The 15,786-nt window shown below is 49.6% G+C and carries 14 protein-coding genes; 10 read left to right on the top strand and 4 right to left on the bottom strand.

What is annotated here, in order from left to right; all coding sequences use genetic code 11:
* Positions 1-119: 119 nt before the first annotated feature.
* Entirely contained in the window at positions 120-641 is a 522-nt protein-coding gene (locus EKM99_RS13100; RefSeq protein ID WP_191983321.1) for a YslB family protein, read from the bottom strand.
* A gap of 189 nt (positions 642-830) precedes the next feature.
* Between EKM99_RS13100 and murI the strand changes: the two genes are divergently transcribed.
* From murI to EKM99_RS15880, 5 genes are read left to right on the top strand one after another with little or no spacing between them, the layout of a single operon-like run.
* Positions 831-1,661: a glutamate racemase gene (murI, locus tag EKM99_RS13095; RefSeq protein WP_125583861.1), complete on the top strand. Its 831-nt coding sequence runs from the start codon at positions 831-833 to the stop codon at positions 1,659-1,661.
* Positions 1,661-2,266, top strand: a complete 606-nt coding sequence (locus tag EKM99_RS13090; RefSeq protein ID WP_125583860.1) for an XTP/dITP diphosphatase — start codon at positions 1,661-1,663, stop codon at positions 2,264-2,266. Before murI ends, EKM99_RS13090 begins: the two co-directional genes overlap by 1 nt.
* Complete coding sequence (locus EKM99_RS13085) at positions 2,266-2,784, top strand: YfcE family phosphodiesterase (protein WP_125583859.1); 519 nt, start codon at positions 2,266-2,268, stop codon at positions 2,782-2,784. Before EKM99_RS13090 ends, EKM99_RS13085 begins: the two co-directional genes overlap by 1 nt.
* A gap of 20 nt (positions 2,785-2,804) precedes the next feature.
* Positions 2,805-3,296: a cyclic-di-AMP-binding protein CbpB gene (gene cbpB, locus EKM99_RS13080; RefSeq protein ID WP_125583858.1), complete on the top strand. Its 492-nt coding sequence runs from the start codon at positions 2,805-2,807 to the stop codon at positions 3,294-3,296.
* Between the two features lie 44 nt (positions 3,297-3,340).
* Positions 3,341-3,499 (top strand): hypothetical protein, encoded by a 159-nt coding sequence (locus EKM99_RS15880; RefSeq protein ID WP_164511607.1) that lies wholly within the window; start codon positions 3,341-3,343, stop codon positions 3,497-3,499.
* Between the two features lie 67 nt (positions 3,500-3,566).
* Here EKM99_RS15880 and EKM99_RS13075 read toward each other — a convergent pair whose 3' ends face one another.
* Both EKM99_RS13075 and EKM99_RS13070 read right to left on the bottom strand, forming a co-directional pair.
* Positions 3,567-3,836: a hypothetical protein gene (locus EKM99_RS13075; RefSeq protein WP_125583857.1), complete on the bottom strand. Its 270-nt coding sequence runs from the start codon at positions 3,834-3,836 to the stop codon at positions 3,567-3,569.
* A gap of 280 nt (positions 3,837-4,116) precedes the next feature.
* Positions 4,117-4,986 (bottom strand): mechanosensitive ion channel family protein, encoded by an 870-nt coding sequence (locus EKM99_RS13070; RefSeq protein ID WP_125583856.1) that lies wholly within the window; start codon positions 4,984-4,986, stop codon positions 4,117-4,119.
* A gap of 163 nt (positions 4,987-5,149) precedes the next feature.
* Between EKM99_RS13070 and EKM99_RS13065 the strand changes: the two genes are divergently transcribed.
* A complete protein-coding gene (locus tag EKM99_RS13065) occupies positions 5,150-5,554 on the top strand; it encodes a DUF948 domain-containing protein (RefSeq protein WP_125583855.1) in 405 nt (134 codons plus the stop codon).
* A gap of 27 nt (positions 5,555-5,581) precedes the next feature.
* Positions 5,582-5,968, top strand: a complete 387-nt coding sequence (locus tag EKM99_RS13060; RefSeq protein WP_125583854.1) for a hypothetical protein — start codon at positions 5,582-5,584, stop codon at positions 5,966-5,968.
* 602 nt (positions 5,969-6,570) lie between these two features.
* Here EKM99_RS13060 and EKM99_RS13055 read toward each other — a convergent pair.
* Complete coding sequence (locus EKM99_RS13055) at positions 6,571-7,668, bottom strand: M24 family metallopeptidase (protein WP_125583853.1); 1,098 nt, start codon at positions 7,666-7,668, stop codon at positions 6,571-6,573.
* Between the two features lie 443 nt (positions 7,669-8,111).
* Between EKM99_RS13055 and ccpA the strand changes: the two genes are divergently transcribed.
* The 3 genes from ccpA to EKM99_RS13040 all read left to right on the top strand — a co-directional run bounded on the left by ccpA (position 8,112) and on the right by EKM99_RS13040 (position 15,366).
* The gene (gene ccpA, locus EKM99_RS13050) at positions 8,112-9,113 is read left to right on the top strand and encodes a catabolite control protein A (protein ID WP_125583852.1); all 1,002 of its coding nucleotides are present in this window, start codon (positions 8,112-8,114) and stop codon (positions 9,111-9,113) included.
* A 538-nt stretch (positions 9,114-9,651) separates the two neighbouring features.
* Complete coding sequence (locus tag EKM99_RS13045) at positions 9,652-10,494, top strand: hypothetical protein (protein ID WP_125583851.1); 843 nt, start codon at positions 9,652-9,654, stop codon at positions 10,492-10,494.
* Between the two features lie 471 nt (positions 10,495-10,965).
* Positions 10,966-15,366, top strand: a complete 4,401-nt coding sequence (locus tag EKM99_RS13040) for a leucine-rich repeat protein (RefSeq protein ID WP_125583850.1) — start codon at positions 10,966-10,968, stop codon at positions 15,364-15,366.
* Positions 15,367-15,786: the final 420 nt, after the last annotated feature.

Genomic DNA, 15,786 nt, shown 5'->3' with positions numbered 1-15,786 from the left:
CTCAAAAAAAATTGCCTAATCTCAAAGGATTAGACAATTTTATAAATGGAATTACCAACAACAGTTGACATAGAACCCTCTTTTTTAGATTTATTTGAAATTAACGCTGGGTGATCGAACTACTCGTCGCCCTCTGGTGTCTCAGTAGATTCATCACGAACGATTGGTAATGGCGTCGGGGCATCGTAGTCCGGAATCACATCGTCCGGATCCGTATAAACGTCGAAGGTCACGGTCGTTGCTTGGAGCTTGTGTGGCGTTTCGGTTAGTTCGGCTTCGGCGGATACGCCTAACTGTTGCGCCATCATTTCTGCTAGGAAGCCGGCTTCTAACGTGAAGTCAGTGTCACCCTGTAGTTGTTTGCGCAATTTAACGGGGGTACCACTTAATTGCCAGCGCGTCATTTGCGCCGTCTGTTTGGTCAGCGCCAGGGTGCCAAAGCCCGCTTGTTCAAAGAAAGTGGTCGCGTCCTTGGGATTGCCAATTGGGAATCGGCGAGCCAGTGATTTGCCGGCCCAGTAACTGATGTCCCCGAGGTCATCGCCCAGCAGTTCTGGCAGTAAGGCTTCTCTGAGTAGCATTTGCGGAAAATTCGCGGCACCATTGGCATCTGCCATGACGGTTTGATATAAGTTTTTCACGATAGTTGGCTCCTTCGTCCGATTAGATTCTGAACTCATTATACCGTAAATTTTTCACGAAAATGGCTGTCGGCTAAATTTTACTCTTTTTTATGGCAATCACCTCATTTTGACTGGCATGAAACTTGAAACCGGTTCAAAAAAAGGCGATAATTAAGATTCAAGAACATCGAGAAGGAGCGTTGATTCATGCAAACAGATCCGATTGGTCTCATGGATTCAGGAGTCGGCGGTTTAACAGTTTTAAAGGAAGTTCAGCGGCTATTGCCAGCTGAAAACACGGTATTTTTGGGTGACCAGGCACGCTTGCCATACGGTCCCCGGTCGGTGGCTGAAGTCACGACCTTTACCCGGCAAATTGCCACTTACTTAAGACAACACGCCAATATTAAGCTATTTGTGATTGCCTGCAACACGGCAACTGCGGCGGCTTTAACCCAGATGCAAGCAGAGCTACCAGTGCCCGTAGTGGGGGTAATTGCCCCCGGTGCCACGGCAGCTGCGGCGACAACGGCTAATCATCAGATTGGTGTGATTGCTACGGCGGGTACCGTGAAGAGCGGGCAGTACCAACGCGATATTTTCGCCGCGGATGCGCAAAGCCAGGTGGTGAGCGTGGCTTGTCCACAGCTGGTCACCTTGGCGGAACAGAATGACTTGCATTCAGGACACGCCCAAGCGGTTGTTACGCAAAACTTGGCGGCATTTAAGGGAACCGGCATCGACACCCTGGTAATGGGATGCACCCATTTCCCATTACTGCAAGACGTGATTCAAACGGCAATCGGGCCGGACGTCAAGCTGGTGAATCCTGGCGTTGCCACGGCTGAAAAGGTTGCGGCAATTTTAAAGGATCAAGACCTGTTGAACGTGAGTGGGCAACCTGTTACGGCGACGTATTATACGACCGGCGACGTTGCGGAATTTAATCAATTGGCTAGCGAATGGTTAGATGTCAAACCGAAGACTGTGACGCATTTAGCCGTTAGCACACTGGCAGCCGTTGCGGAGGTAGAGTAATGTCAGAAAAGACGTTAGTTATTGCCACGAACAATCCCGGCAAGGCTCGGGAATTTCGGGCCATCTTTGAGCCGAAGGGCTTTGACGTGAAAACGCTGGCTGATTTCCCCGAGTTGAAGCAGGTTGCGGAGACGGGGACGACCTTTACCGAGAACGCCACGTTGAAAGCAACCGCGGTTGCCGAACAAACACAGTTGCCAGTCTTAGCGGACGATTCCGGCTTGATGGTTGACGCCCTCAACGGCGAACCCGGCATTTATTCAGCCCGGTACGCTGGTGATCATGATGACGCCAAGAATAATGCGAAGTTGTTAGCAAATCTCAAAGCTGTTCCCGCAGCACAGCGCGGAGCGGCCTTTCATACCTCGCTCGTTCTGATTAAACCTAATGGCAAAAAACTAGTTGCCACGGGCGAGGTTCGCGGTGAAATTTTGGCGGCCCCTAGAGGCGATGACGGCTTTGGTTACGACCCGCTGTTTTACGTCCCCGCGGAGCACGCAACCTTCGCCGAAATGGGCTTGGCGCAGAAGAATCAACATAGTCACCGGGCCAAGGCCACGGCGGCAATGCTACCGCAGTTCGATGAATGGTGGGAGGAAAAATAATGACACGTTGGTTGGTAGTCAGTGATAATCATGGCGATCGGGATATCCTGGTCAGCCTGAAGCAGGCCTTACAGCCGGACACCATTTTTCACTGTGGCGATTCCGAAATGAACGCCGATGACCCGTGGTTCAAGGATGCGTACGTGGTGATGGGAAATATGGACTTTGATAGTCAATTGCCGCTGGTGCAGACGCCCACCGTTGATGGCTGCAAGGTCTTATTGACCCATGGCCACTATGATGAAGTCCACTGGGATTTGACCAAGTTAAAGTTGCATGCCGATCAGGAGCAAGCTGACTTGGTTTTCTATGGTCACACGCATGAGTTAGCGGCTGAAGCAGTCGGCGGCCATGTGTTTGTGAATCCTGGTAGTATCAGTCAGCCGCGGGGCGAATTTCGGACCCTCGGGGGCACCTGCGCCATGATTACCGTCACCCCGGAACAATGGGTGGTGCAATACTACACCCGTGACGCCCAACCCGTGTCAGATTTAAAATTTACATTTGATCGTTTGTAACCAGAAAGGATGAGTCTCACATGATTGACCCTGCTGTCGAGCAACTATTGCGCAATGACCCCAAGAGCTACGTGATTCCAGCTGCGGTCGTTGCCAACGTGACGGCAACGAATACGTTGGAGCATGCTTTTATGGTGCTTTCTAAAGTTGGCTATAGCCGCATTCCAGTGTTGGACCCCGATGACCACCTGCAGGGGATGATTTCCCTGGCCGCCATTACCGATAAGCTGCTCCACGTTCCCGGAGCGGCCGTAGAACAACTCAGTCAGTACACGGTGGCCGATGCCATGCTACCGGTGACTCACTGGGTGGATGATCCGGCTAAGCTGGAAACGATTTTAAGCTACATGGTTGATGAGCCCTTCATCCCATTATTAAACCAAGATAACGTTTTTCAGGGCATTATTACCCGACGAGAAATCTTAAAACGGGTGAATTACTTAGCGCATAATTTAGACGATCATTACGTGGTCACCCCGAGAGAAAAGGTCATTGAAAACGGGGATCACTAGCCCGCCAAAGTGACTGTGCACATGACTTTTTGAGGAGGTCCCTGATGAAAATTGTTTTAGGCGTGTTAATTGGCATCCTCTGGCTGTTTACGATTGGCTTAGCCATCATGGCCATGACGGGTGCTGGGAGTTACTGGTCATTCTTGATTCTTTTCGTTCTCGTCTTATTTAGTTCGATTGACTGGTGGCGGCTGGACCGCTAGCAGGAAAAATGCTTAACAAAAAAGTTAGCCAAGTGCAAATGCGCACGTGGCTAACTTTTTAGTTTGTCTAAACGACGGTTGGCCGGGCGAGTAGCAGGAATTTAACCAAGACGGTAATCATGAGGATTACTTGTAAAATAAAGTCGGCTCTATTTAGGAGATGCTTATCGCTGGTCGAGTTAAACAGATCGCAATCAAGCGTGAGGGTGATGAGTGATAAGAAACTGATCACGGCTAAGGCCACGGGGCTAGCCAGAAAGATGGTGAGTCCCATTAGAATGAGCGTGAGCCCAAACAAACATTTCTGCGGCAGTGAATCTCTTTGCAGCGTTCCCATAATGATTCCCCCAATTTTACGTGATGACCTTTTAATGGCAGTTGTGTTTTCAAGAGGTGACCGATTAATTCTTGAATTAAGGCCAGTATAGAATGGCCGCACGCTTCTGCAAGATTCCAGCATTCTGGGGGCAGAGAAAGTTTAACGAACAACCGTATCGTGTGGTTAGAATAGCTTACTCGGATTTTTACTGGTCAGCAACCACAGAGGGAGATTTATTAGGACACAACAAAAGCGTCACGTCATCATGACTGATTGGCGTGACGCCTGGGTTCTGAACTTATTTATTGGGTAAATTACTGTGCGTCGGTAAAATAATGCCAGCTTCCCGAATCGCTTTTAGGTAGGCCGTGAGAAAGGCCGCCTGCAAACCAAACTGACTCCCACTCTTGGCAACCAGGTTGATTTGATAAACCAATTCACCGGTGGGCAGGGTGACGACGCCAGTAATGACGGGTTCGCCGAGTACGTTCGGGTGTTCTGGCAAAAGACGAGCGTTGGTCGCGTGAATGATCGCTGGCAGTTGCTCGACTGGTGTCGTGGGCGCAATGGGAATGTTCACGGTCGCATGCATGTCGTTGCGGGAACGGTTGGCAACGATGGTAATGTTGCGGTTGGGAATGAAGTTGACGGTGCCATCCGCCGAGGTCACCTGGGTGGTGCGCAGGCCCATCGCGGAGACGGTACCCTCAATCAACCCAATTTTAACGCTATCCCCCACGTCGAACTGCTGCTCAATCAGGATAGAAATGCCAGTTACCAAGTCGCTGACAAATCCCTGGGCACCTAAGCCTAATGCCAAACTGAAGATTCCGGCACCGGCAATCAACGTGCCAACGGGAACGCCTAGCGTGGACAGCATGGCGTACGCCCAGAAAAAAAGCACGGTGTAATGAAATAAATTGAGCGTCAACATACTGATGGTCTGAACCCGGTTGGTACCGCCATCTTTGGGAACCAGGTAGCGTTTAAAGCTGCGGGTGAGGATCCACCGGCCGACAAAGTTAATCACGAAAAAGAGTAGCGTCAGAAAAAGTAAATTTAGAAAACGACTGGTAATCAAATGTAATAATTTTTCCCAGTCAAAGGTACTAAAATAATGTTGAAGCCACTTCGATGAGGTGGCTGTAGTCGTCACTAGGTCCGTCACGAGACGAGCCCTCCTTTTAGGTTGTTTTAGAATCCGATAAGACACTAACCCATATTTTACTAGTATTGACGGGGAAAAACCAATTGAATTCGGAGTATTAATTGCGTGTAAGCGCTGAGAATGCTATTCTATTGGTAAGTAATGAGCACAAGGAGGGGTTGTCATGACCGGTGGACAAGTAGCGGGCCTAATCGCGGCGATTGCGTTTTTGATTTTGGTCCTCTTCATTGGTATGTTCTTAGTAAAGATGAACAGAACGTTGAGCGAGGTGAATCGCTCGATGAAGACGATGACCTCGGACGTGGATGTAATCAGCCACCAAGCCGAGGACATTATGGCAAATGCCAATGAACTGTTAGAAGACGTGAACAAGAAGGTTGCGACCATTGATCCCGTCTTCCAGGCTGCCGCTGATTTGGGTGAGAGTGTTTCTGATTTAAACACCGCCACTCGTAATTTGACCAGCCGGGTCAGCGATACTGCTAAAACGACGGCTAAGACTTCACTGGCTGCCCGCGTCGGCAAGACCGCGTTTGATCTGTACAAGAATCACAAGGACAAAGATTAAGCTGTTTACGGAAAGGGAGTCATGAAGATGGCAAAACACAAGTTATTAGCAGGATTATTATTGGGTGGCGCGGCCTATGCTGCCTATCACGCATTGGACTTGGAACAACGTGAAGCTTTGAAGGATGCCGCTCGTGACCGGTACAACGCTTTGAAGGATCGGGCAGTGGACTACGCCTTCTACGCAGCCGATGCCGCCGACGATTTCAAGGCATCCTTGGACGACCGGTTAGCCGCCAAGGACGACGCACCAGCATGGCGCAGTAGTGATGTTGACGATACGGCAGAAGATGCCGATGATGACATCGTCTTGAGTAGCGACCAAGTGGCTGACTTATCAGCTGCGGACGACGCTACCACGGATGAAGCCGCTGAAGCCGACAACGACGAACCAACGGCAGACAAGCCAGTTTAAGCGAAAAAATGATGAAGAGTTGCGGCTACGCCCGTGGCTCTTTTTGTTTTGATTGCTTAAACCAGTCACCTGTGGCTGCCAGAGATTCCGGCTGCTGTGGGGACCGCCTGCGGCCTGAGAAGCGGTCCTCCGGCTCGGTTTGAAGCCTGTCAAAATTCGCCAGTCTTCAAACGCGTCCCACGGCGTAACCTGAGAAAATCGCTCAGCTAACGCCGTCGACACAGCTGCCTGCATCTCTGTCCTCCTCCGGTTATGATTGATTTGCACCATGACATGTGTCCATCGCCGGACTGGCAACGTTTGTCCATATTTGTTGGATACCGTCTATGTAGGCGTGAGTGAGCCAAATTTAGGCTCAGCCGTGGGATTTTCCAAGTGACCTTCTTGGAAAATGGCGACTTTGAAACGCGGGCTGGGCGGTTCAAAGCGAGCTGGCAGACCGCCTCACAGGCTGCCGGCGTCCTACCCACAGCGTTCCAGCCTAAATTTGGCGACCGGTAAGCCGGCAATCTTCCACTATGTATCAGTACACAAATAAGGCGTAGACGCTTATCTGGTCAGATAAGCGTCTACGCCTTTAGATGATGCGGGGTGCAGGGGGACTAACCCACGTAGGTCAGTTCCTTAGGTGTATGCGTAAATGGTAGGCTACCGTTAGCCGTGACGTGGACACAGTCTTCGATCCGCACGCCAGCGACACCGGGGATGTAGATGCCGGGTTCGATGGAGAAGCACATGCCAGGTTCGAGAACTAAGTCATTGCCTTCCATGATAGATGGGAATTCATGATCGCTCATGCCCATTCCGTGGCCGAGACGGTGAATGAAGTATTCACCGTAGCCAGCCTTAGTGATGATGTCGCGGGCAATCTTATCCAGTTCGGCGGCGGTCAGTCCTGGTTTTACAGCGGCTTGGGCCGTCAATTGGGCTTCCAAACAAACGTCATAGATTTCTTTTTCCTTGGCGCTTGGCGTGCCTAAAGCAACGGTCCGGGAAGCGTCAGAAATGTAGCCATCATAAACGGTCCCGAGGTCAAAGAGCACCAGTTCGTTGTTGGCAAACTTCGTGGCGTTGGTTGCGCCATGGGGTTCTGCGGCGTGGGCGCCGGCCTGGACCAGACTGCCGAAGGACATTTCCATAATGCCTTCCTTCATCAGGGCGTACTGCAGTTCAGCAACGGCGGATTGTTCCGTCTTGCCAGCCTTCACTGCGGCAAAACCGTGTTCAAAGGCGAAATCATCCCATTTGCCGGCGATTTCCAATTTTTCAATTTCTTCAGCGGACTTGATTAACCGCATGCGTTCGATAAAGCTGGTGATGTCTAAGTCAAATTGGGGATGGCTAAATTGTGCAGCCAAGGTTTCCATCCGGGCAACCTGTAGCTGGCCCTTTTCCAACGCAATGTGGTCGGGGTCGACGTGGCGTTGCTTGACTTGAGCGGCAATCATGGCCCAAGGATTCTCGTGGTCCAAGTAGCCAACGACGGGGAACTGCCAACCAGTTTCCTTAATAACTTCGACTTCCAAGGCCGGTGCAAAGATAAATGGGTCTTGGTCCGGGAAGATGACCAGTGCCAGTACCCGCTCGATCGGGTCGCTCCCAAAGCCAGTTAGGTACTGGATAGTTTTGGGATTGCTGAGATAAGTCATGCTAGCGTGTTGTTCTGCTGTCCATTGTTGAATCTGTTCGAGTTTAGTCATTCAATCACCCCTTTAAAAGATGTGTTAATTATAGCATAAGGCAACGATTGGTGTGGGGATTACCCGGATTGGGGCACACAAACCAGGAGTTATTGCTGTTGAGAAAGGCGTTCATGCTTTCAAACAAGATAAATGAAAATAAAAATGGCCAAATTCTCATAATTCGTCCGCATAAATCCACAAGAATTTTTTATCGCCCGCTAACCGTGTTTGTTTTCTGTAAACGGCTTAACAACGCGGTTGAAATGACCTATAGTAAACGATATTAGGGCAAAAGATTCCACCGTATGGGGAGATGTGCCTTGAAAATTCGATGAAATTAAGGTATTCTTTGATATGAAAGCGTTTTCAATGTTGCGTCTCTGATTGACTTTCTGTATACTGGTCAAGTTGCTTGAAAACGAATGAAAACAAATCAAACCAAGAAAGAAAGGGCTATCGCTATGGAAAAACAAACAGTTACAATTTACGATGTGGCACGGGAAGCGGCGGTCTCCATGGCCACCGTCTCGCGGGTGGTTAATGGCAATCCCAACGTTAAGCCAGCGACACGAAAGAAAGTTCTGGAAGTTATTGACCGACTAGACTACCGGCCAAACGCTGTTGCACGTGGCTTGGCAAGTAAGAAGACGACCACGGTGGGAGTTATTATCCCAGATGTGACCAACATCTACTTCTCGTCATTAGCACGTGGGATTGATGATATTGCCATGATGTACAAGTACAACATCATCCTGACCAACTCTGATGAAAATGGTGGCAAGGAAGTTCAAGTCTTGAACACCTTGATGGCTAAGCAAGTTGATGGGATCATTTTCATGGGCAATCAGGTTACCGATGAATTGCGTGAAGAATTCAAGCGTTCAAAGGCACCCGTTGTTTTGGCCGGTTCAGTTGATTCTGAAAAGGCCCAACCCAGTGTTAACATCGATTACGTTGCTGCTGTGGCGGAAGCCGTTAAGAACTTGATCGATCACGGTAACCAGAAGATTGCGTTTGTTTCTGGATCCATGGAACAAGCCATCAATCACGACTACCGGTTGAAGGGGTACAAGAAGGCCTTGAAGGACGCAGGCATTGCCTACGACGACAAGTTGGTCTTTGAAACGGACTACACTTACAAAGCTGGTCAATCGCTGGAACCCGCTTTAAGCGCTGCCGGCGCAACCGCTGCGTTTGTTGGGGACGACGAACTGGCTGCTGGTGTGATGAATGGTCTGACCGATGCCGGTGTAGATGTTCCTAGTGAATTTGAAGTCATCACCAGTAACGACACCAAGCTGACAGAGTTGGTACGGCCAAAGATGAGTTCGATTACGCAACCCCTCTATGATATTGGGGCCGTTGCTATGCGTCTGTTGACGAAACTAATGAACAACGAAACTGTTGAAGAGAACACCGTGATCTTACCTTACGGGTTAATGAAGCGGAGCTCGACTAAATAGCACCACGTAAAGGTTCCGGAAACTGTTTCCAGAACCTTTTCGCATACATAGGGGCCGTTTTAAGGTGGGCGAGTGGTTTCGCCTGCGGATTGGTGAAAATATTTTTGCCAAGGTACGCAGATTTTGAATAAAGAAGTACAACCTTTCCAGTTAAAAGTAACGTTCACCGTTGACAAGCACTGACGAATAAGCAAACACGCGGTGTCCGATAGGTTAAGCGGCCGTGAGCTGCAGGGCTGGTGAAAATGAGCCAAGCCGTGGGAATTCTCTTAGCGGTGAGCTTTACTGCTTAGAGAATTGGTGTCTTTGAGACGCGGTTTCAAGCGGCACAAAGTAAGCCAGAAGACCGCCTTTCGGCTTCAGGCGTCCGCCCACAGCGGTCCGGTCTCATTTTCACCAACCCGGAAGCGGAGTAGACCACTTAACCCACCGAACAATTACGTAAGTTTTCGCGTGATTAAGCTAGACTTAACCAATCTGAAATTTAGATGTGCTACAATAATAAGCAAATCATATTGGGTATCGGGAGGTGGTTCTTATGAGTGAGAATAGTCGCATGGCGCGCTACCACTCTGATGAAGAGCCGGAACCACAGCAACAGCAACAAGCAGCCCCACAGCCAGCTGGCACCTATCAGCGACGCCCGGCATTAGCCCGGTGGGTCGCATTTCTGATTCTGCTGCTGACCGTGAGCGCTGGTCTCAAATTAACTGTCTTTAACGCGACCTACACGGCGGGCGTGGTTTCACGTTCGACGGCCGGTGAAAAAATCATCAATCACGTGAATGATGATTTACAAAATCTGGGCGTTTCTGGCGCACCGGTCACGGCTAGCATTATGCAGCCGTATTTAGAGGTGGGCGTTGCACAACTCTATGGTCAAACCGCGGACGTCACCGTTGATACCACTGAGTTAGCCACGGCGATCAGTACACAGGCACAGACCATGGGTGTGACCGCCACGTCAGGGATGACGACAGCCATCGCTAAGCAGGCCAAAAAACGGGCCAAGGCGGCGTTTAACACGACAGCTATGTCGCAGGCTGCCGTCCAGGTCCAACGCGCGCAGAAGATAGATTTCTGGGTGCTGCTGGCCACGGTTCTGCTGCTGATCGTCACGTTCTTCTATGCGATGAGCGTGCACCACATCTTTGCGAGCCTTGGTGCGGGATTGACGCTGGGCGGCTTGTTGACCGGAGCGGTGGGCATTGGTGGATATTTTCTCCTGCCATACTTAATCACCAGTACCAGTCGGCTGACGGCAAATCTGCTGACCACGATTGGTCGTAGCGGGCTAGGCGTTGTCATTTTCGCCGGGGTTGCTGAGATTGTGGTTGGGCTGGTTGTGATGCTGGGCCACCGGACGTTCCGGAAAGAATAACGCGTGGTGTGGTAAGAACACTACAAATTGGTATGACTATCAAAAAACTTGTAAGGAGCTGGCTGAGTGTGCCGGCTCCTTTTGTTTTACGGCAAAATAGACGCTCACTGTCCTCGTGTAACTTTAGGGCAGTGAACGTTTTTTTTGACCTAAATTTCACATTAATTGAACGATATACACAATGCGGAATTATTTAATACAGAATTCATTCATTTACGCTGACAATTATGAAAAGAACTTGTTGACGGGCACAAGTATTGGGCATAGAATATAATTAACTTTATCGTATAAATGGAAAGTAGGACATCCTAAACGGCTTTATGACAGCATTTGTTGACTAGGTTGGTGTCATAAATAGGAATTGGTCAGGTTGAAAAATTTGGCTTCAATAATCTGAAAACGGACTGAACGCTGAGAAATTTGCGGTGTTCTGTGGGATGAGGCCGTCCTGTTTGAGAGGGGTAAGTGACGATGCTAGAGAAAAAACGTTACAAGATGTACAAGGATGGGAAACACTGGGTAGTCGCGGCAGTGACGGTGGCAGCTATGGGACTAGGAACCATAGCTGGTCAAGCGACGATTGCGCACGCTGATACGGTTAGTTCGGATGCGACCAATGCCCAAACTGGGAGCGTATCTGCGGCAACGACAGGGACGACAACCACTCTGAAAGCGGCGGTCACGAGCGACACAACGACGTCACCGGCAAGCGCACAAGAATCCGATAACAGTAGCGAGGATTCGGGTGGTAGTGACGCACTCAAGTCAGATGACTCAGCAGTTGGGAGCAACCAAGTGGCTGGACAAGGGACAACCACTGATAGCGGTACGCAGGTCACGGATCCAACGAGCACAGGAACGAACACGCCAGCGGCAGATACGTCCGATACCGATACCTCTGACACGAATACGTTCAGTACGGGTACGCCTAAGAAGGATGTCCCGGCGGATAACAATGAGGTAAACGCTACTGACAAGCTGACAACGGATACGCTCGTGTCGGAGCCAGAGACGTCCACGTCGGAAACAGGCAGCCAAGAGAGTGGTACCGGCAATGATTCAAAAGTAGTTGAGTCAACTGATGATCCGCAAACAGTGAACGCGCAAGTGCTGACGAATGCTGATGAAAAAGTTGCGGACTTAGAAACTGACAATACTGGCGACAGTTCCGTTACTGGCAGCGGTCTTCAGATGGCTAGTTTATTTAAGCTGGCAAACCGCAGCATGCTAGTGAAAGAGGCGGCCACAACTAATCTCGTGGAAGCACAGGCGACAACAGCTGAGCCAACGTTTGATGACGGTGACTTTTCGTATAGTTTAAACGCAGACGACACGGTGACTCTCAGTGGCGTGAAAAATGTGATTACTTCAGCCACACTGACGGTGCCCACGACCGCCTACGATACCGGAACGCAGAAGACCTATGATGTGACGGCTATCGCTGACGGTGCCTTTGCCAGCAGTACCGGTCGGACCAATAACATTTCAACGGTGGTTATTGGGGACGGTATCAAAAGCATTGGGAATCTCGCCTTTGCTTATTTGAACAACCTTAAAGTGGTTGATCTGAGTGAAAACCATACGCTAGAAACGATTGGCGACGAGGCTTTTGTCAGCACGGGAGTCACCTCACTGACACTGCCGGCAACTGTAACCGCGATTGGTAATGGTGCCTTTCAGTACGTTAATCTGACGGACCTGGATATGAGTGCTGCAACTCAGCTGACCAGTATAGGGGACAAGGCTTTTCTTGGCAGCAAAATCAGTTCGTTAGACCTACCTGACAGCGTGACCAGCATTGGCGATAACGCCTTTCAATATAACAGCAATTTGACGAGCATTAAGCTCTCAAGTAACTTGGTTTCAATTGGTGATTCAGCCTTTGCAAATGATGATAATCTTGCTGACGTGGACTTTTCACAAGCGCCTAATTTAAGTACGATTGGCGCGAATGCTTTTGATGGGGCCAAGTTGACGAGCGTAAACCTGACTGGTGCCACCAAGATTGCGGATCATGCGTTTCAAGATAATAAAGAATTGACTTCGGTAACGTTGGGACAGGGAATTCAAGAGATTGGTGAATCAGCCTTTTCTGGGGACAGCAACTTGACGACGCTGAGCATCCCTAGCGATAGTGATTTGACGAAAATTGATAAAAATGCTTTTTACGGGACAGGACTCACCGCCGTTAACCTGCCAGCCAAGCTGACGCAGATTGGTGAGGGGGCCTTTGAATCTAATACCAGCTTGCAGGATGTCACGTTTGCCGGAACGGCTGCCAATGATGATTTAACCATTGGTACCAATGCATTTGCGTATGATGGCAAGATAACGACCTTGAATTTGCCAGATAATTTGGTGATGATTGGTGATAGTGCCTTTGCCGCTGATAACTTGAAGGACGCCGCTGGAAATACCATTGGCGGATTGACCAAGGTGGCCTTTGGATCCGCGAGCCGGCTGACGACAGTGGCTGACAACGCGTTTATTTATGATACGGTTTTGAACGAGATTACGTTGCCAGATACGGTGACAACGATTGGCAAACAGGCTTTCTTGGCCAATTCGGCGCTTACCAGCTTTACATTGCCAGCAAGCCTGCAAAGTATCGGAGACAATGTCTTTACCTATGATGCTGGGCTCAAAACGGTTGACACCAGTAAGGCAACCCAGCTGGCGACGATTGGTAATGGGGCTTTTGAATATTCAGGACTAGCGTCTTCCGGCCAAACGGATGAAACGCAGGCCCCAACTTTTGTGCTACCGGACAGTGTCAAAACTATCGGTAACTTTGCTTTTGCGGGCAGTCATTTGGAGAATGTGACATTCAATAACGGCCTCGAGACGATTGGTGAAGGTGCCTTTACCTATAACGAATTGAGTGGCAACCTAGACTTGCCAAATACGGTGACCGCGGTGGGAGCTAATGCGTTTTATGGCAACCAACTGAATGGTGTGACGGTCCCAGATGCTGCGACCGTGGGGGAAGACGCCTTTGACTATAACCGAATTACGCAGTTAACCACTAGCGCAGACAATGGTTCTGTGGCTTTGAATCAATATGCCGCCTACTTTGGAGATTCTGCAAATGTGACTATTAACACCTTGTTTGATACCAAGGTTGGTGATTTAACCAACAAGGACTTGGTGATTGATCCAACCTCATTGACAAATGGGGTCACCTATAATCAGGCCGACGGGACATTCAATATCCCAACCGGAATAACTGGGTTTAAGTTTAACTGGTCCTTACCAGACCCCGATAACGCGGGAAAAAATCTCTACGGCGGTGCTTACCAGGTTGTCCTGAATGATCCTGACATTAAGGTTGTGGATGGTCAAGCTTGGTACAAAGATAATTGGACACCTGAATTGAACTTCATTAGTGCGGAGAAACCGGATGGAACTAGTCTAGCGTACAAGGACTTGACCGTTTCGATTAAGAATTCTGCGGATGAGACGGTAGCGGCGGATCAGGTGACCCAGATTCCAGGAGAGTACAAGGTCACTTATACCTATAATGGTGACACGGTGAATGCCCAAACCATCACCTTGACCGTTTCTAAGCGGCAAGGAACATACACATTGACCGGTAAACAATCAGTACAATATACGGGAGACACCCCAACCATTGACGTTAAGGATTATCAGATTGCCATGTCTGATGGGTTTGTGTACACGTTAAAGGAAGGTGACCTGATATTAGTTCCGAATGAAGTCTCGAGCAGCACAACGAAACTAGCTGCAACTGGGAATGCGCAAACGACCGAGTTGCCAAACGTTGGGACTTACAAAGTGGTTTTGGCGCAGTCGGCAATTGATCGGGTCGAGGGTGAAGCAAAAGACGCTACAGAGCTTTTTGACTGGGCAGATGAGAACTCAGATGCTAATTTGACCATCACACCAGCCAACGTGACCGTTACGATGACTGATCAGACCAAAGTTGCAGGGACAGCAGATCCTGAACCAACGTTTGTCGTGACCGCTGATGATGACACGACGAGTACTCCTATTGCCGACTTCCCCTTAGCCATTAATTATTCGCGTGCGGCTGGGGAAACGGTGGGAGAGTACGCTTATACGCTGGCGGTCTCAGCGACAGATCCACTGAGTCAAAACTTTGCGGTTACATTTAAGCCAGCAAGTTTGACAATCACAGCAGCCCTGGTAACGGTTGCTGGTAACAATTACACGATGAAGGTGGGCGATGCAACGCCAACCGCAACGGACTTTGACGCCACGGCTACGGATGAAAATGCGCAACCGGTGACTGCGGATAAGGTTACTGCTGATCTGAGCCAAGCTGATTTGACGACGCCGGGGGATTATGTGGTAACGCTCAGCTATGGTGATGAGACGACTACGGTTAAGCTGCATGTGGTAGCGGCAACGACTGGTGGCAACAACGGCGGCACGACAACGAATCCAGGAACCGGGGATGAAGGGACACCAACCGACCCAACAGAGCCGATTGCGCCAACAACACCGGCCAAGCCAACGATACCGACGATTAAACCGACTGGTAGTCAGGGAACGCGCAAGAATCCAGCAGCGACTGCACCCGTCGAGAAACCGGTTAAGCAACTGCTGACGAAAGTTGGTGGGGATGCGGCAGTGGTTCAGCTGGCAGATAAAGTGGACAAGGGTCATTCCCAATCCAAACGAGCAACGGGAACGACCGTGGTTTTAAACGGTGGTGATGCCAACAAATCTGTCTTGTCCGCTAAATCACAGAACAAGACGGCACAAACGGCAGCCACTGAGGCCACATTGCCACAAACGAATGAAGTTCAAACACCATGGTTAGCCTGGCTGGGAACACTGCTGGGTGGACTGGGTTTAGCTGGTTGGCAACGTAAGCGCCACGAATAAACCGTGGTTTACGTAAGGTTAGTGACTTAAGCAACCGAAAATATCACAATGAACGGCTCTTCAAGGCGATAAGCAGGCAGACTGACTTATCACCTTGAGGAGTCGTTTTTGGGTTGGCCTCATTTCGGGGATGTTCATAAACATTGGTCAGCTTCTGAACGATATTATCGGATTCAACCAGTATTTTCGATGAGGCACACATGAACGCACATTGAATTGCCATTTTTCACAAGGGCATAGTCCAATCAGTGCCGACCACCTAAGCTAGGAGAATTTATGGCGAACGAAGAAACGTGTAAGCCTTAATTTATCAGTGATAAGTGCTAGTTTAAGCCAAAAAGGTTTTTGCCCTAAACCTTAGTGGAAGGGAAATTCACAACTACCACTAAGGTTAGTAAGTTTGTGCAACGTCCATTTTAA

Source organism: Levilactobacillus cerevisiae, assembly GCF_003946245.1.
Taxonomy (GTDB): Bacteria; Bacillota; Bacilli; order Lactobacillales; family Lactobacillaceae; genus Levilactobacillus; species Levilactobacillus cerevisiae.
The sequence above is the reverse complement of the archived record's forward strand: the minus strand, read 5'-3'. Positions and strand labels throughout refer to the sequence as shown.